22 protein-coding genes are annotated in these 23,547 nt (G+C 70.6%); 10 read left to right on the top strand and 12 right to left on the bottom strand.

Annotated features, from left to right (window positions below; genetic code table 11):
• Positions 1 to 9: 9 nt before the first annotated feature.
• The 9 genes from ACWIE7_RS09400 to ACWIE7_RS09360 form a co-directional block, all read right to left on the bottom strand.
• A complete protein-coding gene (locus ACWIE7_RS09400; protein WP_454069107.1) occupies positions 10 to 1,827 on the bottom strand; it encodes a glycoside hydrolase family 15 protein in 1,818 nt (605 codons plus the stop codon).
• Entirely contained in the window at positions 1,824 to 2,885 is a 1,062-nt protein-coding gene (locus ACWIE7_RS09395; RefSeq protein WP_454069106.1) for a glucose 1-dehydrogenase, read from the bottom strand. The genes ACWIE7_RS09400 and ACWIE7_RS09395 overlap by 4 nt, the downstream gene beginning before the upstream one ends.
• Positions 2,886 to 2,939: 54 nt before the next feature.
• Positions 2,940 to 3,602, bottom strand: coding sequence for a winged helix-turn-helix domain-containing protein (locus tag ACWIE7_RS09390; protein WP_230930541.1), 663 nt, complete (start codon positions 3,600 to 3,602; stop codon positions 2,940 to 2,942).
• 108 nt (positions 3,603 to 3,710) lie between these two features.
• On the bottom strand, positions 3,711 to 5,276 hold the full coding sequence (locus ACWIE7_RS09385; RefSeq protein WP_454069105.1) for a sensor histidine kinase: 1,566 nt from the start codon (positions 5,274 to 5,276) through the stop codon (positions 3,711 to 3,713).
• Complete coding sequence (locus ACWIE7_RS09380) at positions 5,273 to 6,073, bottom strand: hypothetical protein (RefSeq protein ID WP_454069104.1); 801 nt, start codon at positions 6,071 to 6,073, stop codon at positions 5,273 to 5,275. The genes ACWIE7_RS09385 and ACWIE7_RS09380 overlap by 4 nt, the downstream gene beginning before the upstream one ends.
• Before the next feature lie 268 nt (positions 6,074 to 6,341).
• Positions 6,342 to 8,168, bottom strand: a complete 1,827-nt coding sequence (locus ACWIE7_RS09375) for a phosphoenolpyruvate carboxykinase (GTP) (RefSeq protein WP_454069103.1) — start codon at positions 8,166 to 8,168, stop codon at positions 6,342 to 6,344.
• Between the two features lie 112 nt (positions 8,169 to 8,280).
• Positions 8,281 to 8,694 (bottom strand): DUF6802 family protein, encoded by a 414-nt coding sequence (locus ACWIE7_RS09370; RefSeq protein ID WP_230930545.1) that lies wholly within the window; start codon positions 8,692 to 8,694, stop codon positions 8,281 to 8,283.
• Entirely contained in the window at positions 8,691 to 9,992 is a 1,302-nt protein-coding gene (locus tag ACWIE7_RS09365) for a hypothetical protein (RefSeq protein WP_454069102.1), read from the bottom strand. Before ACWIE7_RS09365 ends, ACWIE7_RS09370 begins: the two co-directional genes overlap by 4 nt.
• Entirely contained in the window at positions 9,974 to 10,678 is a 705-nt protein-coding gene (locus tag ACWIE7_RS09360; RefSeq protein ID WP_454069101.1) for a hypothetical protein, read from the bottom strand. The genes ACWIE7_RS09365 and ACWIE7_RS09360 overlap by 19 nt, the downstream gene beginning before the upstream one ends.
• A 146-nt stretch (positions 10,679 to 10,824) precedes the next feature.
• On the opposite strand from ACWIE7_RS09360, the gene trmB reads away from it, so the two are divergent.
• The 5 genes from trmB (at position 10,825) to ACWIE7_RS09335 (ending at position 16,661) form a co-directional block, all read left to right on the top strand.
• A complete protein-coding gene (gene trmB, locus ACWIE7_RS09355; protein ID WP_454069100.1) occupies positions 10,825 to 11,583 on the top strand; it encodes a tRNA (guanosine(46)-N7)-methyltransferase TrmB in 759 nt (252 codons plus the stop codon).
• A gap of 59 nt (positions 11,584 to 11,642) precedes the next feature.
• On the top strand, positions 11,643 to 12,317 hold the full coding sequence (locus ACWIE7_RS09350) for an NYN domain-containing protein (protein ID WP_230930549.1): 675 nt from the start codon (positions 11,643 to 11,645) through the stop codon (positions 12,315 to 12,317).
• A gap of 12 nt (positions 12,318 to 12,329) precedes the next feature.
• Positions 12,330 to 14,867 (top strand): MMPL family transporter, encoded by a 2,538-nt coding sequence (locus ACWIE7_RS09345; RefSeq protein WP_454069099.1) that lies wholly within the window; start codon positions 12,330 to 12,332, stop codon positions 14,865 to 14,867.
• Positions 14,868 to 14,931: 64 nt separating this feature from the next.
• Positions 14,932 to 16,269, top strand: coding sequence for a lysylphosphatidylglycerol synthase transmembrane domain-containing protein (locus tag ACWIE7_RS09340; protein ID WP_452100431.1), 1,338 nt, complete (start codon positions 14,932 to 14,934; stop codon positions 16,267 to 16,269).
• A complete protein-coding gene (locus ACWIE7_RS09335) occupies positions 16,266 to 16,661 on the top strand; it encodes a DUF3054 domain-containing protein (protein ID WP_454069098.1) in 396 nt (131 codons plus the stop codon). The genes ACWIE7_RS09340 and ACWIE7_RS09335 overlap by 4 nt, the downstream gene beginning before the upstream one ends.
• 48 nt (positions 16,662 to 16,709) lie before the next feature.
• Here ACWIE7_RS09335 and ACWIE7_RS09330 read toward each other — a convergent pair whose 3' ends face one another.
• Entirely contained in the window at positions 16,710 to 17,666 is a 957-nt protein-coding gene (locus ACWIE7_RS09330; protein WP_454069097.1) for a glycoside hydrolase family 25 protein, read from the bottom strand.
• A gap of 220 nt (positions 17,667 to 17,886) precedes the next feature.
• Here ACWIE7_RS09330 and ACWIE7_RS09325 point away from each other — a divergent pair, with 220 nt between their 5' ends.
• Positions 17,887 to 18,159, top strand: a complete 273-nt coding sequence (locus ACWIE7_RS09325; RefSeq protein WP_452100434.1) for a hypothetical protein — start codon at positions 17,887 to 17,889, stop codon at positions 18,157 to 18,159.
• 36 nt (positions 18,160 to 18,195) lie between these two features.
• Here the strand turns inward: ACWIE7_RS09325 and ACWIE7_RS09320 are convergent, their stop codons facing one another.
• Entirely contained in the window at positions 18,196 to 18,885 is a 690-nt protein-coding gene (locus ACWIE7_RS09320) for a pentapeptide repeat-containing protein (RefSeq protein WP_454069096.1), read from the bottom strand.
• Between the two features lie 169 nt (positions 18,886 to 19,054).
• Here ACWIE7_RS09320 and ACWIE7_RS09315 point away from each other — a divergent pair, with 169 nt between their 5' ends.
• The 4 genes from ACWIE7_RS09315 (at position 19,055) to ACWIE7_RS09300 (ending at position 22,719) form a co-directional block, all read left to right on the top strand.
• Positions 19,055 to 19,567, top strand: a complete 513-nt coding sequence (locus ACWIE7_RS09315) for a DUF4395 domain-containing protein (RefSeq protein ID WP_452100436.1) — start codon at positions 19,055 to 19,057, stop codon at positions 19,565 to 19,567.
• Positions 19,568 to 19,592: 25 nt separating this feature from the next.
• Positions 19,593 to 19,946 (top strand): hypothetical protein, encoded by a 354-nt coding sequence (locus tag ACWIE7_RS09310; RefSeq protein ID WP_452100437.1) that lies wholly within the window; start codon positions 19,593 to 19,595, stop codon positions 19,944 to 19,946.
• Between the two features lie 88 nt (positions 19,947 to 20,034).
• Complete coding sequence (locus tag ACWIE7_RS09305) at positions 20,035 to 20,643, top strand: hypothetical protein (RefSeq protein WP_454069095.1); 609 nt, start codon at positions 20,035 to 20,037, stop codon at positions 20,641 to 20,643.
• A 69-nt stretch (positions 20,644 to 20,712) separates the two neighbouring features.
• Positions 20,713 to 22,719: a M13 family metallopeptidase gene (locus ACWIE7_RS09300; RefSeq protein WP_452100439.1), complete on the top strand. Its 2,007-nt coding sequence runs from the start codon at positions 20,713 to 20,715 to the stop codon at positions 22,717 to 22,719.
• Between the two features lie 44 nt (positions 22,720 to 22,763).
• Here the strand turns inward: ACWIE7_RS09300 and ACWIE7_RS09295 are convergent, their stop codons facing one another.
• A complete protein-coding gene (locus ACWIE7_RS09295) occupies positions 22,764 to 23,441 on the bottom strand; it encodes a Crp/Fnr family transcriptional regulator (protein ID WP_454057746.1) in 678 nt (225 codons plus the stop codon).
• Positions 23,442 to 23,547 lie beyond the last annotated feature (106 nt).

The following is a 23,547-nucleotide window of genomic DNA, read 5'->3' as shown; positions in this document are numbered from 1 at the left end:
GTCCAGCCGTCAGCCGTGCAGCCGCTGTTGCCGGCGGCTGGCCGAGGTGGCGGTGTGAGTACCGGTCAGCTGGCGGGCCGTGTTGATCAGCCCCACCATGCTGAAGGCCTGCGGCGTGTTGCCGAGCTGACAGCGGAGTCGGGTGTCGTATTCCTCGGACAGCAGCCCGACGTCGTTGCGCAGGGCGAGCAGCCGCTCGAACATCGCCTGCGCGCGCTCGGTCTGCCCCGTCCCTGCGAGCGCGTCGGCGTACCAGAAGCTGCACGCCAGGAACGCCCCCTCCGAGCCGGGGAGGCCGTCGACCCCGCCGTCGGCCTCCGGGTCGTAACGCATGACGAAGCCGCCGTCGAGCAGCGTCCGCTCGACGGCGGTGACCGTCCCGCGGATGCGCTCGTCGGACCACGGGAGGAACCCCACGCGCGGGAGCAGCAACAGCGACGCATCCAGTCCCTTCGACCCGTAGAACTGGGTGAACGTGCCGCGGTCCGAATCGAACCCGTTGCGGCAGATCTCCGTGTGCATGCGCTCGCGCAGTCGCCGCCACTGATCGACCGGTCCGTCGAGGCCGTGCGCCTCGACGGTGTGCACGGCCCGGTCCACACCGGCCCAGGCCATCACCTTGGAGTGCACGAAGTGCCTGCGCGGCCCGCGCATCTCCCACAGCCCGTTGTCCGGTTCGGCCCAGTTCCCCTCGAGGAAGTCCAGTAGGGCCCGCTGCACATCCCAGGCCGTGTCGCTGGACTCCATGCCCGCTTCCCGGGCCAGGTGCAGTCCGTCGAGCACCTCGCCCCACACGTCGAGCTGCAGTTGGTCGGCGGCGGCGTTGCCGACCCTGACGGGGTTGCTGTCCCGATACCCGGGCAGCCACGGTATCTCGGTCTCGGGGATGCGTCGCCGACCGTCGAGTCCGTACATGATCTGCAGCTTGTCGGGGTCGCCGGCGATCGCGCGGACCAGCCATTCGCGCCAGGCACGCGCCTCCTGCACATATCCCGTCCCCAGCAGCGCCTGCAGGGTGAATGTCGCGTCGCGCAGCCAACAGAAGCGGTAGTCCCAGTTGCGGGAGCCGCCGAATTCCTCCGGGAGTGAGGTGGTGGCCGCGGCGAGGATCCCGCCCGTGGGGGCGTACGTCAGCGCCTTGAGGGTGATGAGCGATCGCCGGACCGCCTCCGACCACCGGCCGTCGTAGCGACAGTCACCGATCCACCCCGTCCAGAAGTCCTCGGTCCGACGCAGGGCCTCCGCCGCGTCGATCCGGTCGGGGCGGGGCAGGTGCGAGAGCTGGTAGGTGAGCACGAACGGCACCCGCTCGCCGGCCGCGACATCGAACTCGGCGACGGTCGACATATCGCGGCCGTGCAGCTCCACGGGGGTGTCCAGCCATGCGGCGTCGGGCCCGGCGACGGCCTCTATCCCGCCGTTGGTGCGACGCACCCAGGGGACGATGTGCCCGTAGTCCATGCGCAAGCGCAACGTCGAGCGCATCCGCACCCGCCCGCTCAGCCCCTCGACCACGCGGACCACGTCCGCCGCGTCCCCGCGTGGCGGCATGCAGTCCGATACGCGGACAGTCCCGTCGGGCGTCCGCCACTCCGACTCCAGGACGAGCGTGTCCCCGCGGTACCGCCGACTGGTCGCCTGGCCACCACTGACCGGGGCGACGGTCCAGTGACCGGCCGACTCGTCCGAGAGCAACGCCGCGAAGCAGGCCGGGGAGTCGAAGCGGGGCAGGCACAGCCAGTCGATGCTCCCGGCCCGGTGGACGAGCGCGGCGGAGTGCAGGTCGCCCAGGAGTGCGTAGTCCTCGATCATGGTGGACCCCGTCATCCCTGACTGTCGTCGAGCGCGATGACCACCTTCACGTCGTGGTCCTCCGCGGTGAACGCCCGCCCGAAGTCCGCCAGCGGGACACGCCGGGTGATGAGTCCGTCCAGCCACTCGGTGTCGGCGGCGGCCAACGCGTCGGCGGCGGCGCGGTAGTGGCGCTGGTTGGCGTTCACCGACCCCACCACCACGTCGTTCTCCAGGACGATCTCCCGGTTGAGCGCGCCGACGTCGACCTCCAGGCTCCGACCGGGCGACGACACCCCGGTGAGGCAGACGATGCCGTACCCGCTGTTTCCGGACATGACGTCGAGGACCACCCGGCCGGCGCCCGTGGCCTCGATGACCACGTCGGGCTCGAGCCGGCGCATGACATCGGCGGCGTCGGCGTGGTGATAGGTGGCGCCCAGCCGGGCCACGAGCTCGGGTTTGGGCCCACTGTCGACACGATCGAGAACGTGGACGTCGAGCCCCTTCTGCGTACCGATCATCGCGGCCAGCAGCCCGATCGGACCAGCACCGGTGACCAGGACGGTCTGCGGTTCGAACCAGCTGCGCCGGCCGATCTCCTCCACCTGCTCCCAGGCCTTGGCCACGACGCTCGTCGGCTCGACCAGGACGCCGACGCGCTCGAGGGCAGGGTCGAGCCGGATCGCGTACTCCGGCTCGACGGTCCAGCGCTCGCTCCCGAAGCCGTCGCGCTGTTTGATCCCGCGTTCGGTGTACTCGCCGTTGCGACACATATCGAACTCGCCACGGGCGCAGGCGCCGCACGGTACCGGATCCGGTCGTCGGACCACGCCGGCAACCAGGTCACCCTCCGTGAAGCCGGACCCCTCGGGCGCACGCTCGACACGCCCCAGCGACTCGTGGCCGAGGACCAGCCGCTCCCGTCCCTCGGGCGGCCACCCGTACCGTCCGGCGACGATCTCCTTGTCGGTCCCGCAGACACCGAGTGCCAGGCCGTGGACGAGAAGCTCGCCGTCACCGGGCTCCGGGTCCGGTTCGTCGGTCAGTGTTACCGAGTCAGCCTGTCCGGGGATGAGGGTCAACGCACGCATACCTCCGTGGTACTCCTGCGTGCACCCGGACGCACCCGGTCACTTCGTGGTCATTCACTCGACCCTGTAGCCGACTCCTCGGACCGTCTGCACCTTGTTCTCGCCGATCTTGCGGCGCAGGGACCGGATGTAGACGTTGACGATGTTCGAGCCGGGGTCGAAGTCCATGCCCCAGACACTCTCGAGGAGCTGCTCGCGGCTGATGGTCTCGCCCTTGTTGCGCAATAGCATCTCCAGCAGCGAGTACTCGCGGTTGGTGAGCTCCTGGATGCGGCCGTCGACATCGACGCGACGGGTGCGGATATCCAGCCGCATGCCACCGTGCTCGAGGATCCCCGGGTCATCGGACGCCTCGTGCTCGCGCAGACGGAGGCGGATGCGGGCCAGCAGTTCGGGGACGCGGAACGGCTTGACCATGTAGTCGTTCGCGCCGGAGTCCAGGCCCTCGACGGTGTTGGACACGCTGTCGCGAGCCGTCAGGATGATCACCGGGGCGCTGAAGCCGCGCGACCGGGCTTCACGCAGCAGGGTCAGACCGTCGGTGTCCGGGAGACCGATGTCCAGCAGCATGAGGTCGATATCGGAAATAGTCGACAAAATGGCGCGAGCGCTCTCCCCATCGACAGCCTCGAGCGCCGTGTACTCCGCACCGCCGAGCGCCTTGACCAAGACCGAACGGATGAGGTCATCATCCTCGACGACGAGAATATTCGTCATGCAACCCTCCTTCTCCGACTACGGAGTATCGCACGTGCGCGGCCCGCTAGGTCATTCCCCTGCAATCGTGTCCCCAGGTCAGTGGTAAACCAGGGGTATCCGGGAAATCTAGTCGTCGTCCGGGTCGTCGAAGTCGACCGATCCTCGGGCACTTCCCCTCTCGATCTCAGCGCGGACGAAGGGGATGACGAAGCAGAACGCGGCACCGCCCCCGCTGGCGTTGAAGGCGAAGGCGCGACCCCCGTGGGCGCGGGCGATCGTCGACACGATCGCCAGGCCCAGCCCGGTGCCGCCGCGGCCGTCGCGGAGTTGGCCGCGTGCGGTGTGGAACCGCTCGAAGATGCTCTCCTCCTCGCCGGGCGGGATGCCGGCTCCGCGGTCGCGCACCCACCACAGCAGTCGACGACGATCGCGTTCTCCCGCGCTCTCCGCCGGCGGCGTGCCCTCGACGATCGACTCGCGGAGGGTGGCCTCGCCGGGCTCGATGATGCGGCAGCCGATCTCGATGCGATCGCCGTCGCGGGTGAACCGGACCGCGTTGGAGCAGAACTGCATCAGCGCCTGCGTGATCCGGTGTGGGTCCAGCCGGGCGACCCCCTCGGCGTACGGGAGCACGCTCCAATCGCGGTCCGCGAGGACGTCGACCTTCGCCTCGATGTCCAGGATGAGTTCGGAGACCTCCGTCGGGGCGGTGAGCAGGAAGTCGGGGCGGTCCGCGCGGGCGAGCGTCAGCAGGTCCTCCACGATCCGGGTCATCCGGGAGAGTTCGTCCTGCATCACCCGGGCCGCCTCGGCCCGGCCTTCCGGGTCCTCGGGCATGAGGTCGAGATTGCCCTGCACCACGGTCAGTGGCGTGCGCAGTTCGTGCCCGGCGTCGTCGAGGAACTCCCGCTGGGTGCGGTAGGCGTCCTCGACCCGCTCCAGCATCTCGTTGACCGTGTCGGCGAGGGAGACGATCTCATCCGGTCCCTCGACCGGAACCCGCCGGGACAGGTCGGCGGCGGAGATGGTCTCGGCGGCCTCGCGGATCCGCCGGACCGGGACGATCATCCGGCCGGCGATCCACCAGGCGAGGAATGCACTGAGGATCATTCCGCCGGCGCTCGCCCACAGCAGGGACTCGGTGACCCGCCAGGTCTCCGACGAGGATCCGCGGTCGTTGACCGCCACCACCAGGCTGGCCGGCCCGGCCGGACTCTCCACCGTCGTCTTTCGCCAGCTGACCGAGCCGTCGATCTCGCCGGAGTCGTCGCCCGCGATCAGTCCGACCCGCTGGATACGCGACCGCACCGCCGAGGGAAAGAGCTGATCTTCGCTGGGGCCGTACCGGGAGAGCGTGAACTGGGTGCCCGACTGGTCGGCGGTGCCGACGAGCAGTAGCTCGGCCGAGGGGTACTGCTGGGCCAGGTAGGCGCGCAGCAGCTCCTCGACCGTGGGCTCCTCGGACTCGAACGACGGGAGGATCCCCGCCATCATGAACGTGGTGAAGTCCGCGGTCTCGCGATTCAGCCGGGTATCGGTGACCCGCTCGGCACTGAGGACGAGCAGCTGACCCGTGAAGACGACCATGGCCGCGAACACCGCGGCGGTGATGAAGGTGATGCCCGCGGTGATCCGCAGGCGCGCCGAGTTCCACCAGCGGATCGGGGTCGGCGACGTGGAGCGTGCGTTCACCTCGGACCTGAGCGCCCGTTATCGGACTCCGGGCCGCCGCCCGCAGCGTGATCCGGGCGTCCGTTGGTGGCGGCGTGGGCGGGTCGATTGTTGTCGGAGGCGTGGGGCGGCGGGCCGGAGGTGTTCGCATGCGGCGGTCGGCCGGAGGTGTCGGCATGCGGCGGGCGCCCGGGCTTCCCGGCGTGCGGGGGAATGGCGTTGTTCAGCCTTTCGCCGGCCCGGCTGGCCAGCGTGTCGAGGTCGAAGCGCGGTCCGCCGATCTGGCCGGGATCGTCGTTCCCGGGGGTCTGTGGCGGCTCCGGCGGCCGGGCACGCGGGGCGGCCGGGGGCGTGTGGGCGGCGGGCGGCTGTACGGCCGCGGGAGAGACGGGGGTGGCGCCGGCGCTCGGGTCGGGCGCGGTGCCCGACCCGGACTGTGCGCCGGCGCCGGGAGAGGTCTGCGAGGCCGGGCCCGCCTCGCCGGGGCCGGCCGGTGTGTCGTCAGCTCCGGACCCGGGGAGCGGCGCCAGGTCGACGGCGGGGATCGGCAGCAGGGAGAGGATGGCGGGCATGGGCGCGGGGAGGAAGAGATTCACGTGGCCGTCGATCACACTCAGGTGGGGGCGCCGCCCGTCGATCACCGTTCCGTTCGCCTGGGACGCGGCCGTCGCTCTGGATTCTGTGTCCTGGCTGATCTGGGTCTCCTCGGAGGCGGGGGTCGGCGCGATGAAGGGGTCGAATGCGCCGACGACGGCGGCGAGGCCGAGGCCTCCGAAGACCACCGGGATCGCGGCGAGAGCTACGGTGACGGCTCGCATGTCCCCCCTCCCGGTGAGCGTTTGGTGATTCGTCAATCCCCAACTGTGGCACCTGCCGCACCCATTTTGGTGACCGGTGAGTACATTCTCATCGCAGGAGCTCCGGTCCGGTTGTCACCTGGCCCCACTTCCGCTATGCGCGGCGCAGGAGAGATCCGGCAGGGAGAGCAAGCGGAGTAGGGCTCGGCACATGCGATGGCGGGCCACACCGGATCGGTGTGGCCCGCCCTCGTCAGCGCCGGCCGCGTCAATGACGCAGCCGAAGCTCTCAGCCCAGGCGCTCCTTGAGCGCGGCGAACTCCTCGTGGACCTCGGCCGGGACCTTGGGTCCACAGAACTCGAGCCATTCGGTGATGAGCGGCAGCTCGCGACGCCACTCCTCCGGGTTGACGGCCAGCGCGGCTTCGACGTCCTCGATCGGCGTGTCCAGGCCGGTCATGTCGATGTCGGCGGCACGCGCGGTGATGCCGGCGGCGGTCTCCTCGCCCTCGACGCGACCCTCGATGCGGTCGACGATCCACTTGAGCACGCGGCTGTTCTCGCCGAAGCCGGGCCACACGAAGCGGCCGTCGTCGCCCTTACGGAACCAGTTGACCAGGAAGATCTTGGGCATCTTGTCGCCGCCACGGGCGCCCATGTCGACCCAGTGCTGGAAGTAGTCACCGACGTTGTAGCCGAGGAACGGCAGCATGGCCATAGGGTCGCGGCGCACGGCACCGACCTGGCCCTCCGCGGCGGCGGTCTGCCCGGAGGACAGGGTCGCACCGATGTAGACGCCGTGGTTCCACGAGTAGGCCTCGCTCACCAGCGGGACGGTGTCGGCGCGGCGGCCGCCGAAGAGGATCGCCGAGATCGGCACGCCCTCGGGCGAGTTGAACTCTGGCGCGGCGACGGGGCACTGGTCGATCGGCACGCAGTAGCGCGAGTTGGGGTGCGCGGCGTTGCCGGCCTTGCCGTCGCCCTCCGGGGTCCACTCGTTGCCGAGCCAGTCGATGAGGTGGTCCGGGGTGCCCTCGAGGCCCTCCCACCACACGTCACCCTCGTCCGTCAGGGCCACATTGGTGTAGATCGCGTTGCCCGGCTCCAGCGTCTTCATGGCGTTGGGGTTGGACGAGTAGTTGGTGCCGGGGGCCACGCCGAAGAAGCCGAACTCGGGGTTGACCGCGTACAGGCGGCCGTCGGCGCCGAAGCGCATCCACGCGATGTCGTCACCCACGACCTCGGCGCGCCAGCCCTCGATGGTGGGCTGGATCATCGCCAGGTTGGTCTTGCCGCACGCCGAGGGGAACGCTCCGGCGATGTAGTACGCCTTGTCCTCGGGCGAGGTGAGCTTGAGGATGAGCATGTGCTCGGCCATCCAGCCCTCGTCGTGGGCCATGGCGGAGGCTATGCGCAGGGCGAAGCACTTCTTGCCGAGCAGGGCGTTGCCGCCGTAGCCGGAGCCGAACGACCAGATCTCCCGGCTCTCCGGGAAGTGGGTGATGTACTTCTCCTCGTTGCACGGCCAGGCGACGTCCTCCTCGCCCTCGGCGAGCGGCGCACCCACGGTGTGCAGGCCCTTGACGTACGCGCCGTTCGAGCCGATCTTGTCCATCGCGGCCTGGCCCATGCGCGTCATGATCCTCATGGAGACCACGACGTAGGCCGAGTCGGTGAGTTCGATGCCGAGCTTGGGGTCCTCGGCGTCCAGCGGGCCCATGCAGTAGGGCACGACGTACATGGTGCGCCCGCGCATACTGCCGCGGAACAGCTCGGTCATGTGGGCGCGCATCTCGGACGGGTCGCGCCAGTTGTTGGTCGGGCCGGCGTCCTCTTCCCTCTCCGAGCAGATGAACGTCCGCGACTCGACGCGGGCGACGTCCTTCGGGTCGGACTGCGCGAGGAACGAGTTCGGCTTCTTCGACTCGTTGAGCTTGACGAAGGTGCCCCCGTCCACGAGCACGGAAGTGAGACGATCCCACTCTTCCTCGGAGCCGTCTGCGAAGACGACCCGGTCCGGCTGGGTGAGCTCGGCGACCTCCGTGATCCACGCGAGCATCTCCGCGTGATCTGTTGGTGCCTGACCCTCGAGGCCGGGAATGGTGGTGCTGGTCATCACTGCTCCTCGCGCGTGGTGCATGGTCTTCCTCACACAGTATCGTCAACCTGCTTGATCCGCGTCGCGCGAGCCCCTCCCCACACCCAAATGTGAGGGATCCCTCAGGTGGTCAGATGTGACCGTGGTCGATCCGCTCCCACCGGGCGGGCACGGGAGACGCCCCGGGGGCGCCGTCCTGGTACTCGTTGGTGAAGCCGCCGAACGGCACGCCCTCGGTGGGGTTGGCCAGCCGCCACGAGTCGTAACTGCCGTCGAACCGCACGGTCGAGACGTGGTCCACGGTGCCGTCGCCGTCCGCGTCCGTATATACGGTCAGGCCGCGATCGTCGCCGAGGGTGACCGCCTCCATGAAGCCGTCCCCGTCGAGGTCCGCCTCCGGCGCGCCGAGGTCGAGGACGCTGTCACCCACCGGGACGTGCAACCCCAGCGACGACGCCTCGGCCAGCGGGGCTCCCTCGAGTCCGCAGACGTCGGGGGCGGGGCGCTGGTCGAAGGCGTCCGATCCGAACAGTGGGTCGGTCATGCGGAGGGGCTCCCTGCGGGGACGGGCGGCGCGGGGGCCGCGCCGATGGGTTCCGCAACTGTACTAGCGACCGTCGTCGCCGGGGTGGTCCCTCCTGAGCGGAGGCGCCGGATCCGCCGCTCGAGGTCGGCGACCCGTGGCCCGGGGTCGTGGGCGAAGCCGTCGGTGATGATCGCCTCGGCCGCGAGGATCCGCGAACCCAGGGCCTGCTCGGCCTCGCCGCGTAGCGCCGCGAGGCGGTCGCCGACGGCGGCCACGGTGTGGGTGCGCAGCGCCTGGGTGCGGCGAACGGTCACCGTGGTCCAGCCGAGCGCGAGCCCGCACAGCAGCGCCAGCGGCACGATCATCGCCGACATCCCGGGCACCTCGGCCAACGGCGACAGCAGCATCCGCCCCACTCCGGTCCCGCCGGCGGCGCCCATCAGCATCACGAGCAGCTCCTCGCCGGTACTGCGCGGCGGTCGGCTCGGCTCGACGCCGCTGGTGGGCGCGGGGATCCGGGGCGCGGTCGGTGCGTTCACGCCGAGGTGCCGCACGACGAGGGTGTCGCACCGCCGGTCGGCGCGGTCGACGGCCCCTGCCACCGCGGCGTCGGCGTCGGCCGCGAGCCCCTCTACCAGCGTGTCGACGCGCGAGCGCGGGGCGGCCGCCAGGTCCTCCCGGGCCCGGCCGCCCAGATCGCGCAGCGAGCGCTGCAGGTCCTGGAGGATCTCCATCCGCAGCGCCTGGACGTCCTGCCGCAGCGCCTGGGATCGGGTCGTTATGGTCTCGGTGCGCCGGGCGAGCAGCCAGTCGACGGTGGCGGTGGGAGACGTGGCGGCGTGGGACGCGGTCGCGGGGGACGCGGCGACGGGCCCGGCCTCGCGGGATCGCACCGCCTCCAGCAGCGCGGCGAGGAGGGCGGCCGGCGTCGCGGTCGGGCCCTCGTCGACCACGTGCACCGGGGCGTGGACCCCGGCGTCGGCGAGCCGGCGCGTGGTCACGTCGACGGTCTCGGACAGCGCCTCGGCCGTGCACGTGTCGGCGCGGCCGGCGAGTGCCACCGCCAGGGGCAGGCGCGAGGCCACGCCGCGGGCGACCTCGACGTCGTCGGGGCGGACCGGGCAGACGGCGTCGACGACGACGACGGCGGCGTCCGGCCTGTCGGACGGGGAGGCGTCCACGAGCACGCGGATCGCGCGTCCACCCGCGGCGCTCGTGGTGGCCTGCAGAGCCGCGGTCCGGAGCGCGGCGGCGACGGCGGGAGCAGCGGAGTCCCGGGCTCCGAGGACGGCGATCGTCAGATCTCGAGTGCGCACAGGGCGGCCTCCGCGAGTTCGCCGACCTCGGCGTGGACCGCGAGTCTTTCCAGTTCGGCCTCGAGCCGGGCCACGCGGGAGTCGGCCAGGGAGTCCATGGCCCGCTCGACGAACGCGATGACGGCGTCGACCGACCGGTGCTCGGGCTCGCGGGCGTCCACGGTGGGCAGTCCGCGGGCCCACCGTGGTGAGGCTGCGCTGTGGTGGGTGTCGGTCGGGTGGGCGGCGTTGTCGTCGTCATATAGACCCGTCGCCACCACCAACAGTGGATGGCGGCGGGGGCGCCGCACCCACGCCTCCTCGTGGCGGCAGGGGGCGGTGCGGAGGCACAGGATCTCGATGTCCGGAGCTGCGGCGGGCCGCGCGGTGGGCGCGGCGAGCACGTCGAGGTCGTCGACCGACACGCGCCAACCCCCGCGGGCGCGCAGGGCGGCGGCCAGGGTGCGCCTGCCCGAACCGAGGCCGCCGCGGACCCGGAGGTCGACCGGGGCGTCGAACCGCGCGAGCGCCGCGGCGAGCAGGCCGGTGGGGTCCGGCGGGGCGGTGGTGGCGGCTGTGGCGGGGACGGCAGCCGGGGTCGCGACGTCCGGCGAGGCGGTGAGCAGGCGGCGGATACGCGCGGCCGGATCCGGGGCGGCGGGGCGATCCGCGCCGTCGACGGCGGTGTCCTGGGTCACGGTCGGCACGCCCACATGGTGGCCCGGCGGGCCCCACCCGACAAGACCTTCCCCCAGGCAGGATCGGCTCCGCGACCCCGGATCCGGACGGGCCGCGCCGCGCGTTCGCCGTGGGGGATTCGTAACCCGACCGCGCATTACGGGATGATGGCCGGGTGAACCAGAGCGAGAACCCCGTGCCGGAGTCCGACGAGACACCGGACGGGGAGACGACGGCGGACGACAGCTCCCGGTTGTTCCCCCGCGTGACGGCCTACCGATTCCGGCGCGGCACCATGCGCCCGGGGCAGCAGCGCAACTGGGACGAGCACTGGCCGACCTACGGTCAGAACGTCTCCGACACGCTCGTCGACCCGCAGGAACTGTTCGGTCGCACGGCGCCGCTCGTGGTGGAGATCGGCTCCGGCACCGGCACCTCGACGGCGGCGATGGCGGCGGTCGAGCCGGACGTCGACGTGATCGCGGTCGAGGTGTACCAGCCCGGCCTGGCCCAGCTGCTCGGCATGATCCTGCGCGAGGACCTGCAGAACGTCCGCATGATCCGCGGCGACGGCGTGGACGTGCTCACCAACATGATCGCGCCCGAGAGCCTGACCGGCGTGCGTGTCTTCTTCCCGGACCCGTGGCCCAAGGCCCGCCACCACAAGCGGCGGCTGCTGCAGTCCGGCACGTTCGGGCTCATCGCCTCCCGGCTGCGGCCCGGCGGCGTGCTGCACGTGGCCACCGACCACGTCGACTACGCCGAATGGATCGGCCCGACCGGAGACGCGGAGCCGGCGCTTGAGCGGCTTGACACCGCGACGGACGTCGGCCACGTACCGTTCAGTCTGGACAGACCCGTGACGAAGTTCGAGGGCAAGGGACTGCAGGAGGAGCGAGTGATCAACGAGTTCCTCTGGCGCCGCAGAGGCTGACCCGGCTGCGGCCGGCGACCCGACCCGAGACCCCGACGACGAAAAACCGAGGCGGACCCATGACCCCATCAGACGAGACGCGGAACCCCGACACGGCGGCCGCGACCGCTCCCGACGAGTCGGGGGTGGTGCTCCTGGTGTGGGACGCCCCGAACGTCGACATGGGGCTCGGCTCGATCCTCGGCGGACGGCCCACCGCCGTGTTCCGACCGCGTTTCGACGCGCTGGGCCGCTGGCTGCTCGGCCACACCGCCGACCTGTCGGCGCGCACCGAGGACACCCTCGAGGCCGAGGCGACGGTCTTCACCAACATCGTCTCCGGCACCTCCGACAACGTCCGGCCGTGGGTCGAGGCGCTGCGCAACGTGGGCTTCGCGGTGTTCGCCAAGCCCAAGACGAGCGAAGACTCGGATGTCGACGAGGACATGCTCGAGCACATCGACAAGCGGGCCGAGTCCGGGCGCCTCGCCGGTGTGGTGGTGGCCTCCGCCGACGGGCAGGCCTTCCGCGAGCCGCTCGAGGACCTCGCCCACGACATCCCGGTCACCGTGATCGGGTTCCGCGAGCACGCGACCTGGGCCGTCCAGCACGAGACCATCAGCTTCCTCGACCTGGAGGACATCCCCGGCGTGTTCCGGGAGCCCCTGCCCCGGGTCAGCCTCGACAACCTGCCCGACGAAGGCGCTTGGCTGCAGCCGCTCCGGCCGCTCACCGCCCTGCTCGCCTCGCGTTAGGAGTACTGCCGCGTGTTCAACTCACTCGGGCGGTTCGTCGCCCGCCGCCGCATCCTGGTCCTGGTCTGCTCCGTGCTGGTCATGGCGTTCCTCAGCATCGCCGGCAGCGCGTTCGGCAACCCGTTCGGTCAGGGCGGGTTCGAAGACCCCGAGAGCGGCTGGGCCACGGCGGAGCAGCTCGAGCAGGAGGCGTACGGGCGCGACGCGCTGGGCGACGTGGTGGTCACCTACCACGCCCCCGAGGGCGTATCCGTGGACGATCCGGCGTTCCAGGACCCCATCCGGTCCTCGCTGGATTCGATCCGCACCGAGTTCCCCGACCAGGTCACCGGCGTGACCAGCTTCGTGTTCAACCAGTCCCCGGCACTGGTCAACCGGGACGCCGGGATCGCGGTGGCGTCCATCCAGATCGCCGGTGAGGAAGAGGAGATCCTCGAGAACTTCCGGGTGATCGAGGACTCGATCCCCGTCGAGGGCATCGAAGCGGACATCGCCGGCCTGCAGCCGGTGGCCGGGGCGCTCCAGGACGGCATGGACGCCGACCTCGTGCGCGCCGAACTCATCGCGCTGCCGCTGGTGTTCATCCTGCTCATCGTGGTGTTCGGCGGGGTGGTGGCCGCGTTCCTGCCGGTGGCCGTGGGCGTGCTGACGATCCTCGGCTCCCTCGGGTCCCTGCACCTGCTCTCGCTGGTCACCCCGGTCAACTCGTTCGCCCAGAACGTGGTGACGCTCATCGGCCTGGGCCTGGCGATCGACTACGGCCTGTTCGTGGTGAGCCGGTTCCGGGAGGAGATGGCCGAGGGCTATCCGCCCGAAGTCGCGGTGCGCCGGTCGGTGGCGACAGCCGGGCGCACGGTCGTGTTCTCCGCCGTCATGGTGGGCGTGACCCTGTCCGGTCTGCTGGTGTTCCCGCAGGCCTTCCTCAAGTCGGTGGCCTACGGCGCGATCGCCGCGGTGATCCTGGCGGCCGTGCTCTCGGTGACTCTGCTGCCGGCGGTGCTGGTGCTGCTGGGCCGCCACGTCGACGCGCTGGGCATCAAGCGTTTCCAGCGTCACCGCACCCGCGAGCAGGTCGAGAACGGCCTGTTCGGCCGCGTCGCCGACTTCTCGATGAAGCACCCCGTCGCCGTGGCCGTGCCGGTCGTGGTGGTGCTCGTCGCGCTGATCATCCCGTTCTCCGGGGTCAAGTTCGGCGGCATCAACGAGACCTACCTGCCGCCGGACAACACCACCCGCGTGGCGCAGGAGAGCTACGACCAGAACTTCCCCGGCACCCGCACCGACCCGGTGAAGCTGGTGGTGATCGGCTCCGACGGCAACTCCCTGTCGCAGATCCGCTCCGCCGCCAACGAGGCACCCGGCCTGACCGGGCCCTTCCAGTTCGCCCGCTCGGGTGAGCAGGACGCGCAGGGCCGCGAGGTGGTGGTGCTCCAGACCGGCCTGGTCGACAGGAACGCCCCCGCCGAGACGGTCGAATTCCTGCAGACGTTCCCGATCCCCGCCGGCACCGAGGTGTTCGTGGGCGGTAACCCGGCCATGGAGTCCGACTCGGTCGACGCCCTGGTCAAGGGACTGCCGTGGTTCGTGCTCTACGTGCTGCTCGCCACGACGATCCTCATGTTCCTGGCGTTCGGGTCCCTGGTGCTGCCGATCAAGGCCGCCCTCATGAACATGCTGGGGCTGGGCGCGACGCTCGGCATACTCACCTGGATCTTCGTCGACGGCCACGGCGCGAGCCTGCTCGGCTTCACACCCGGGCCGCTCACCTCGCCGGTCGTGGTGCTGTTGATGGCGATCATCTACGGACTGTCCACCGACTACGAGGTCTTCCTGGTCTCCCGGATGGTCGAGGCCCGCGCCCGCGGCGCCAAGACCGCCGAGGCCATCCGGAGCGGCGTGGCCAACACCGGCCGCATCATCACCTCGGCCGCACTGATCCTCATCGTGGTGACCGGGGCGTTCGCGTTCTCCGAGATCGTGATGATGAAGTACATCGCGTTCGGCATGATCGCCGCGCTGATCCTCGACGCCACCGTCATCCGCATGCTGCTAGTCCCAGCGGTGATGCAGATGCTCGGCCCCGACTGCTGGTGGGCGCCGAAGTGGATGAAGCGCCTCCAGGAGCGGATCGGGCTGGGCGAGGCGGAGCTCGACGACGAGCCCGAATACCTCCACGGCGGACCCGCCTCGGCCGGTGCGGTCACGGCCGGTCCTGCGACCGCCGGGGCCGCGACGGCGGGCGCCGGTGTCGCCGCCGGAGCGGGCGTGGCGGCGGGATCACCGGTGGCCCTGCTCGAGCGCGACGAGGAGTACGACGACGAGCCCGTCGCCCACGAGCACGCTCACCACGACGAGCCTGCAGTCTACGAGCACGCCCCCGAACCCGCGCCCGAGGCCGTCGTCGAGCCCGAGTCCGAGTTCGAGCCGGTCATCGACGCGGAGTACGACGACGAGCCCGTCGCCGCCGTCGACAGCGACGGCGAGAAGATTCCCGCGGCGGACCTGATCGCCCGACTCATGCGGGAACGTCAGCAGAGGTACGACGGGTGACGCCCGGCTCGGTGCCCGGTGTGGGCTCCGGAGCCGGGTCCGAAACTGTGGTTATGGTGGCGGGATGACGGGTACGGCAGGCGAGGTGTGGCGCCGTGTCCGGGCGGTCCTGTCCAACCCGTGGTTCAAGACCATCGCGACGCTCACCATCCTGGGGTTGATCCTCTACTGGCTGCGCGGCCAGATGCCGTTCTTCGCCCGGGGATTCGAGGCCGTGGCCAGCCCACACTGGGGTTGGATCGCGGTCGCTCTCGTGTTCTCCTACCTGTCGATGTCGAGCTACGGCTCGGTGCAGAAACTGCTGTTGCAGTCGGCGGGCGTCAAGGTGGGCTACTGGGCCAGCGTCGGCCTGGTCTTCTCGTCCAACGCGTTCTCGACCTGCATCCCGGGCGGGCAGGTCTTCGGCACCACCCTGACCTACCGCAAGACCCGGCAGTGGGGGGCCACCCGGGTGGTCGCGTCGTGGCAGCTCGTCATCTCGGGCGTGCTGTCGACCGTCGGCATCGTGCTCCTGGCGCTGGTCGGCTTCTTCCTGGTCGGCTCGGTGTCCAACCCGTTCCTGCTGGTGCTCTCGGCGTTCGGACTCGCGGCGATCTTCGTGGGCGTCCAGTGGGCCGCCCGTAACCCGGACAAGATCGAGGGCGTCCTGCTGACGGCCCTGGCCTGGATCAACGAGCGGCGCAACAAGCCCGCCGACCACGGGGCCGGCGGGGTGCGCCGGGTCGTCAGTCAGGCCGAGGCCGTCGATCTGAGCAAGACCCAACTGTCGAAGGCCTTCGCGTTCTCGCTGCTGAACTGGGTCGCGGACATCGGCTGCCTGTGGGCGGCCGCGAATGCGGTGGGCGCCCAGCACAGCATCGGCGGCCTGTGCATCGCGTACGTGACCGGCAAGATCGTCGCCACCGCGCCGATCACACCCGGCGGGCTCGGGACCGTGGAGTTCGCGCTCATCACGGCCCTGACCGCCGGTGGGCTCGGCGCGCACGAGGCGTTCGCGACCGTGTTCGTCTACCGCATCGTCAGCTTCGTCCTGGTCGCGCTGGCCGGCTGGGTGGTGTTCTTCCTCTTCTACCGCGGCGTCACCGACGTGGATCCGGACATCGAGTCCGAGGACAAGGGCAGCCCGTCGCCGGAGCGATCCACATCGGTGGATGCGGCGTCGGAGGTGGCTTCGTCGTCGTCGGATCCGGGGGCCGCGCGAGGCACCGAGGCCGCTGCGCCGACGACCGCGGCCGCCTCGATGTGGCCACACAAGGGACGGCTGTGGCGACCCTCGTCAGCGCACGACTCCGGCCCGATCCGGCTGCGGCCCACGAGGAGCGCCCCGGATGACCGCGGAGAGGCGCACACGGATGTGCGACCGCGCGATGAGTACGCGAACAACGACGAGAAGGATCGGTGAGCGGTGTGGCTCCGCTGGGGATGGTCGCGCTGGACGCGGTGCTGGTCGTGGTGTTCTCCACGTTCGGCCGCGGAGCGCACTCGGAGGGGCTCGGCGCGGCGCAGGTGTGGGGGACCGCGTGGCCGTTCCTCGTGGGGCTCGCGGTGGGCTGGCTGATCCTGCTGGTCACGCGGCGCGCGCCCGGCTCGGTCGGCTCCGGCGTGCTCGTGTGGGTGGCGACGGTCGTGGTGGGCATGGTCATCCGAGGCATCGGTGACGGTCGGGTGCCGCACTGGAGCTTCATCATCGTGGCCGCCACCGTCACCGCGGTGTTCCTCATCGGGTGGCGTGCGATCCGCGCGGCGGTGAGGCGGCGGGGCCGGCGGTCATCGGCGGGCGTGCCGAACAGGTAGGCGGTCGGCTGCCGCTGTGGCACGAGTGGGCTCGCACCGTGGATCGGCTTATGCGCTCGGGGCACTCGGCGCTTCCGGGACGGGCGCGGGTTCGGGAGCTGACTCGGGCGCGGGTGCGGGTGTGGAAGCGGCCACCGGCGCTGGTGCGGGCTCGGCGGCGGGGGCAGGAGCGGCCACCGGCTCGGTCGGGGGCGGCGGAACCGGCGCCACGGGCCCCACCCAAGCGTCCAGATCGGCGCGCGTGCCGGCGAAGACGTTGAGGTCCACGTGGTCGACGAAACCGGACACGCGGCCCGTTTCGGCGCGCTGCCAGAACAGCCACTCGCTCCAGCCGCCGATCATGGGCCGGGTCGGCTGCGACACCTCGTACTCGGCGAGCCACAGCGGGTACTCGGCGAAGCGCGTCGTGTTGGCCATCTTGTCGATCCAGAAGGACCGGTACGTGTAGAGGATCGGGGTGCGCCCGGTCCGCTCGCGGAGCGTATCGAGGAAGACCCGGGTCCACTCGGCGAGCTCGGCGGGATCCAGGTCCTCCGCGTTCTCGAGATCCAGCACGGGCGGCAGCTGCGGACCGCCCACCGACTGCAGCCGGTCGGCGAACGCGTGGGCCTGCTGCGCGGGCTCCATCCCGGGCCGGGCCATGTGGTAGCTACCGACCAACATCCCTGCTGAGCGGGCGTTCTGGACGTCGGACTCGTAGTAGCGGTTGGCGGGCCCGGTGCCCTCGGTGGCCTTGATGAACGCGAAGGTCTGCCCCGCCGCGGCGGCCTGGTGCCAGCCCACGGGGGCGCCGTGCGGGTGCTGCCAGCTGGACGAGTCGAGACCCTCCGCGAGGCCGTGGAACACGGGGTCCAGGGGTTCCGCTGCGTCGGCGCGGGGATTGTTGATGACGACGACGAGAAGCCCCAGCGTCAGAAGGAAGGTCGAAGCCAGGGCGACGAGCAGCCGAGTGAGGGATGGGCGAGGGATGAGGGTGGCTCGGGCAGGCGGACCGGCAGGAGTCATGGGGCGAGTATCCGGGAGTAACACGCGCCACACAAGCAACTCGCGCAACTTTTTCCCAGCTGGTTGTAGGAGCCGCCCGTCCCGGCCGCGGATTGGTTTGGCCCCGAAACAAGTGTCACGGATTCACAACAACCGGTAACACGCAGCCCCACCCGTGCGATCTGCCGGAATTCGCACATAACCTTGAGGACGTAACCAATACCAGTCGGGAGTGCCCCTCATGACCGATGCCATCGACCTCACCACCCTCCGATACCGTGAGCGCCTCGTCACCGAGGTGGACGGGCCGGACGACGACCCGTTCCTCGAGGTGGTCGTCGCCGAAACCGTGCTGCTGGACGCGGACGGTGCCGGCCGCGGAGCGCCGGAACTGCGCCTGAGTACGGGCGGGCAGGACATCGTGCTCACCGACAGGGAGCAGGTGCTGCGACTGCAGGCCGTGATCAACCGGGCGGCCAACCAGTGGCGCGAGGTCGGCTCGCACCTGCCCTGACCTGTCGAGCCGCCTGCCCGGGCGGCCGCGCGGCGGTCAGGCGACCCGGATCCCGGTCTCGCCGATGAGGGCCAGGCCCACGCCCAGAACCTGCTCCGGCGAGATGAGCGCGCCGCGCAGCGCCGAGGCCCCGCGAAGATCTTCCAGGTCGGCGCCCCGCAGGTCGGCGGCGGCGAGCTGCGCGCGCTCGAAGTTCGTCCCGCGCAGGTCCGCGCCCTCGGTGGACAGGTCCGAGACCTGGGCCTCGTGGAAGTCGGCCTGGCGGCCGCGGGTGCCGGACAGACGAACCCGCTGGAGCCGGGCCATGCGCAGGTTGATCATGTCGGCGTGGCAGTCCTCGAACGAGACATCGGTGAGTCGGGCGGCGGACAGCACCAGTCCGGTCAGTCGGCATCCGACGAACCGCACGCGGGTCAGCGAGGCGCCGTCGGCGACGAGGCCGGACAGGTCGCAGTCGCGGAGTTCGACGTCCGTGAGGCGCAGGCTGTCGGCGCGGGCACTGCTCAGGCGAAGCCCCTGCACCAGCGATTCACGGATCTCCATCCCGCCGAGGTCGGCGGGCCCGTCCATGAGGTCCGGCCCGTCCTCGGCGCCGGCCAGTACCCCGTCCCAGAGTCCGTCGGTCTCGAGTTCGGAGCCGGGGGCGTCGAGCTGCTCGGGTCGCGGAACGCTCGGGGCGGTCGGGGGACGGGGGTTCTCGGAACGACGACGCAGAGGAGGGGCCACGGGCCCCACCTTAGATCCGCACGATTTCGTCCGACCGGCCGCGCACCTCTCCGGACGTGGTGGCGCGGTCGCCGTCGCCATCGGCCTGGGATTTCTCGACGGTCGGGAGTAGTCTCGTTTTTAGCGATAGACAGATCGGTCTATCCGGAAAGTCTGAGAGGTCGGCACGATGAGTCTGCGCGAGGCGTTCGCCTTCCCCGAGATCGTCAACGACTACGCGGCACGCTGCACCGCGGCGCTCGTCGTCACGCTCGCGGTGGTCACGATCATCGTGTCGGCGCCCGTTCAGACCTGGCTCGCCGGCGCGCTCTTCGTGGGCTTCGCGCTCCGCGTCGCCGGCGGCCCCCGGTATTCGCCGTTCGGCCGGCTGTCGGTGCACGTGCTGGCGCCCAGGGTCAGTGCCGAGCCGAGGATGGTGGCCGGGGCGCCCAAGCGGTTCGCGCAGACCATCGGTCTGGTGATGTCAGGAGTCGCGTTCGGCTTGTTCCTCGCCGGCTTCGCCACCGCGGGCGCCGTGGTGCTCGGTGTGCTGGTACTCGCGGCTCTCGCGGAGGCGGCGCTCGGGTTCTGCCTCGGTTGCTGGATCTACGGGCGGTTGCAGCGTGCCGGGATCGTCTCCGAGGACGCCTGCGTGGATTGCGCGGACATCTGGTCGCGCCCGGAGATGACTGCTCGCCACTGATGCGGTCCCTTCTAGGCTGCTGGCCGTGAACACCCCCGGCGATCACTGGCGCGAACAGGCGGCGCCGTACCGGCCCGCGGAGCCCCGCAGGGACCCGCTCGTATACGCGGTGGCCTCCTTCTTCGTTCCCGGCCTGGGGACGATCATCAACGGGCAGGTCCGGCGAGGAGTGACCATCATGGCCATCCACTACGGGACCCCGTTCGCCGTTCTCGCAATCCTGTTCTTCACGCTGTTCACCACGCGTGTGGATCTCTCGCCCGTCAACCTGGCCGTGATCCTCGGTGCTCTCGCCGTGATGTTCGGGACGTGGATCTGGGGAATCGTCGACGCCTACCGGGCAGCCTCCGAGCACAATCGCCTCCACGTGGACGTGTGACGACTCCTCCGCCCGCGGGCCGTCACCAGCACCGGCCCGCTGTCGCGACGGCCATGCGGGCGTCAGAGCTCGGGGCTACTGTGGTGCCATGAGCCACCCCGCTGACGATCGCCGCCCCGAGGATTTCGATGCGTTCGCGGGCGACGGCACCTCGAGCCCGTCGAGCGACTGGCGGAACGATCCGTCGCCGGGAACGGACCAGGCCGGGGCGCCCTATGGTGCGAACCCCTACCTCGCGGATCCTCTCGGGAACCAGCCGTTCGGGAACCAGCAGTACGAAGCCCAGCAGTACGGGGCCCAGCCGTTCGGGAACCAGCCGTTCGGGAACCAGCAGTTCGGCGATCAGCAGTACGGAGCCCAGCCCTACGGCGGGCAGCCCCTGACCGGCCCGGGATTCGCTACGCCGGGCTACGGGACGCCCGCGTACGGCGCGGTCCAGCCCTACGGCCAGTACCCGCAGGTGGCGCGCAAGGACCCGGCGATCATGCTGGTGGCATCGCTGATCATCCCGGGGCTCGGCACGCTCCTCAACGGCTCGACCGGCAAGGGGATCGGCATCTTCGCCGGCTACTGCATCGGCGCCCTGTTGTCGGTGATCCTCATCGGACTGCCGATCATGTTCGGCTTCTGGGTCTGGGGAATGGTCGACGCCTACAACGGCGCCAAGGACTTCAACGCGCGTCACGGTCTGCCCTGAGCCCTGAGCCCTGAGCCCTGAGCCCTGAGTCCGGCCCGCCAGATCCGCGCGTTTCCGTAACCTGGTCGCATGACTGCGACCGAGAACCCCACCACCGACACCCAGCGCCCCTCCGGCCTGGATCTCCGGTACATCAACACCGACGTGCGGTCCCAGGACGACCTGTACCAGCACGTCAACGGCACCTGGATCCGCGACCACGTGATCCCCGCCGATCGTCCCATCGACGGCGCGTTCCTCGCCCTGCGTGACCTGTCCGAGGAGCGAGTGCGCGACATCATCACCGACGCCGCCGTAGACTCGCAGATCGGCGCCTTCTACGCCTCCTTCATGGACACCGACGCGGTCGAGGCCGCGGGCGTGGCGGCGCTCGCCCCCGACCTGGCGGAGATCGACGCCGCCACCGACGCCACCTCGCTGGCGTTGGCCATGGCACGCCTCGAGCGGGCCGGCATCGGCGGTCTGATTGGAGCCTACGTCAACAACGACGCCAAGAACTCCAGCGAGTACATCCTCTACCTGGTTCAGAACGGAATCGGGCTGCCGGACGAGTCCTACTACCGGGAGGAGCAGTACGGGCCGATCCGCGAGCAGTACACCGAGCACATCGCGCGGATGCTCGAACTGGCCAGCCTCGCCGGCGCCGGGGACGCCCGCGCGCGTGCCGAGCGGATCGTCGCCCTGGAGACCCGCATCGCCGCCGCGCACTGGGACGTGGTGGCCCGCCGCGACGCCGACAAGACGTACAACCCCGTCACCTGGGACGAGTTGCCCGCGCTGGCGCCCGGCTTCCCGTGGCACGAGTGGGCGCGCGAGGTCGGCGGCACCGAGGAGACCTTCGGCCGCCTGGTGGCCATGCAGCCCGACTTCCTCACCGCGGTGGCCGAACTGTGGGCCGGCGAGCCGCTCGAGACGTGGACCGAGTGGCTGCGCTGGCGGGTCGTCAGTTCGCGCGCCCCGTACCTGACCTCGGACCTGGTGGACGAGAACTTCCGCTTCTACGGCACCGCGATGTCGGGCACCGAGGAGATCAAGGCGCGCTGGAAGCGCGGCGTCGGCGCGGTCGAGGCGGCCCTCGGTGAGGAGGTGGGCAGGGAGTACGTGTCCCGCCACTTCCCGCCCGGGCACAAGGCGCGGATGGAGGAGCTCGTCGCCAACCTCACCGCCGCCTACCGCTACTCGATCAGCCGGCTGCCGTGGATGACCCCCGCAACCCAGGAGCGGGCGCTGGCCAAGCTCGAGGCGTTCGTGCCCAAGATCGGCTACCCCGACGAGTGGCGTGACTACTCGGCGCTCGAGGTGAAGGCCGACGACCTCCTCGGCAACGTCCGGCGCTCCGCGCGGTTCGAGCACGACTACGAGCTCGGCAAGCTCGGCGGCCCGGTCGACCGCGGTGAGTGGCACATGACGCCGCAGACGGTCAACGCCTACTACAACCCGGTCATGAACGAGATCGTGTTCCCCGCCGCGATCCTGCAGCCGCCGTTCTTCGACGCCGACGCCGACGACGCCGCCAACTACGGGGCGATCGGTGCGGTGATCGGGCACGAGATCGGCCACGGCTTCGACGACCAGGGATCGAAGTACGACGGCGAGGGGAACCTCGTCGACTGGTGGACCGACGCGGACCGGTCCGCCTTCAGCATCCGCGTGGACAAGCTGATCGCCCAGTACGAGGGCCTCACCCCCGACGGCCTGGACCCGGAGAAGGACCACGTCAACGGTGCCTTCACGGTGGGCGAGAACATCGGTGACCTCGGCGGGCTGACGATCGCCCTGCTGGCCTACCGGCTGGCACAGAGCGTCGACGGCGAGCCCGTGCAGGGCACCGACGTGGGCCCGGAGATCGACGGCCTCACCGGGATCCAGCGGCTCATCGCCTCGTGGGCGATCGTGTGGCGCACCAAGACCCGAGCCGAGGAGGCCGCCCGCCGGCTGGCGGTGGACCCCCACTCGCCGCCGGAGTTCCGCTGCAACCAGGTCGTCAAGAATCTCGACGACTTCCACGAGTCCTTCGGCGTGGTCGAGGGCGACGGCATGTGGATGGCCCCGGAGGAGCGCGTCAGCATCTGGTGATCCGGTGATCTGGTGAGGCGGGCGCCACGCGGTGGCCGGGCCGGTCAGTAGCGCGCGAGGAGTTCCTCGTCGAGCGTGAACTCCCGGTGCGCCCCGCGGCTGATCGCCCCGGAGTCCATGAGTTCGCGCAGGCGTCGGCTCAGCGTCTCCGGGGTGGTGCCCAGGTACGAGGCGAGGTCGATCTGCGTCAGCGGCAGCTGCACCGCGGTGCGGCCGTCCCCGCCCCGGCGCCGCGGCAGGGACAGCAGGTAGGACACCACCCGGGTCGCCACGTCCTCCGACGTGAGCGAGACCAACAGGTGCTCGCTCTCGGCGGTCTTCCGGGCCAGCGCCATGGTGATGGCGCGCTGGAGGGCCGGGTGGCGGTCGGCGATCGTCCGCAGGTCATCGAAGCGGATCTCGGTCAGCGTCGAGTCCTCGCCGGCTTCGACGAGGTAACGCGCGGCGCTGTCCAGGGCGAGCTCCACCAACCCGTAGTGATCACCCGGCCCGATGATCCGCACGATCCGGCGGCGGCCGGCCCTGTCGCTGCGCACCACGTGCAGGGAGCCGGCGGTGACGAGGAGCAGTCGGGTCGCCGGCCCGCCGACTGTCTGCAGTACCGTCCCGGCCTCGACCTCGACGGTGTGCGCGACGGCCGCCAGTTGCTGGCGGCCCTCCGCGTCGAGGGCCGCGACGAGGTCGAACTGGCCGGTGAGGCCGTCGCGGCGGGAGCTGGGCATGTGTCGAGTATCGCCGCCGGCATGAGGTCTGGCCAGTAGTAGAGAAATTGACGTCGGTCAATGCGGAGACGCAGGCGTGCGCCTAGCGTCGGCAGCAGGTCGTCTC

The organism is Dietzia sp. NPDC055343 (assembly GCF_053645265.1).
Note: the sequence above shows the minus strand (reverse complement) of the source record. Positions and strands in the feature narration are given on the sequence as shown.

Coding starts and splice junctions, on each gene's coding strand:
- ACWIE7_RS09380 (WP_454069104.1), bottom strand. CDS start 6,073: ATGCGAGCCGTCACCGTAGCTCTCGCCGCGATCCCGGTGGTCTTCGGA.
- ACWIE7_RS09330 (WP_454069097.1), bottom strand. CDS start 17,666: ATGACTCCTGCCGGTCCGCCTGCCCGAGCCACCCTCATCCCTCGCCCA.
- ACWIE7_RS09370 (WP_230930545.1), bottom strand. CDS start 8,694: ATGACCGACCCACTGTTCGGATCGGACGCCTTCGACCAGCGCCCCGCC.
- ACWIE7_RS09325 (WP_452100434.1), top strand. CDS start 17,887: ATGACCGATGCCATCGACCTCACCACCCTCCGATACCGTGAGCGCCTC.
- ACWIE7_RS09395 (WP_454069106.1), bottom strand. CDS start 2,885: ATGCGTGCGTTGACCCTCATCCCCGGACAGGCTGACTCGGTAACACTG.
- ACWIE7_RS09305 (WP_454069095.1), top strand. CDS start 20,035: ATGAGCCACCCCGCTGACGATCGCCGCCCCGAGGATTTCGATGCGTTC.
- ACWIE7_RS09295 (WP_454057746.1), bottom strand. CDS start 23,441: ATGCCCAGCTCCCGCCGCGACGGCCTCACCGGCCAGTTCGACCTCGTC.
- ACWIE7_RS09350 (WP_230930549.1), top strand. CDS start 11,643: ATGACCCCATCAGACGAGACGCGGAACCCCGACACGGCGGCCGCGACC.
- ACWIE7_RS09300 (WP_452100439.1), top strand. CDS start 20,713: ATGACTGCGACCGAGAACCCCACCACCGACACCCAGCGCCCCTCCGGC.
- ACWIE7_RS09375 (WP_454069103.1), bottom strand. CDS start 8,168: ATGACCAGCACCACCATTCCCGGCCTCGAGGGTCAGGCACCAACAGAT.
- ACWIE7_RS09340 (WP_452100431.1), top strand. CDS start 14,932: ATGACGGGTACGGCAGGCGAGGTGTGGCGCCGTGTCCGGGCGGTCCTG.
- ACWIE7_RS09390 (WP_230930541.1), bottom strand. CDS start 3,602: ATGACGAATATTCTCGTCGTCGAGGATGATGACCTCATCCGTTCGGTC.
- ACWIE7_RS09315 (WP_452100436.1), top strand. CDS start 19,055: ATGAGTCTGCGCGAGGCGTTCGCCTTCCCCGAGATCGTCAACGACTAC.
- ACWIE7_RS09400 (WP_454069107.1), bottom strand. CDS start 1,827: ATGACGGGGTCCACCATGATCGAGGACTACGCACTCCTGGGCGACCTG.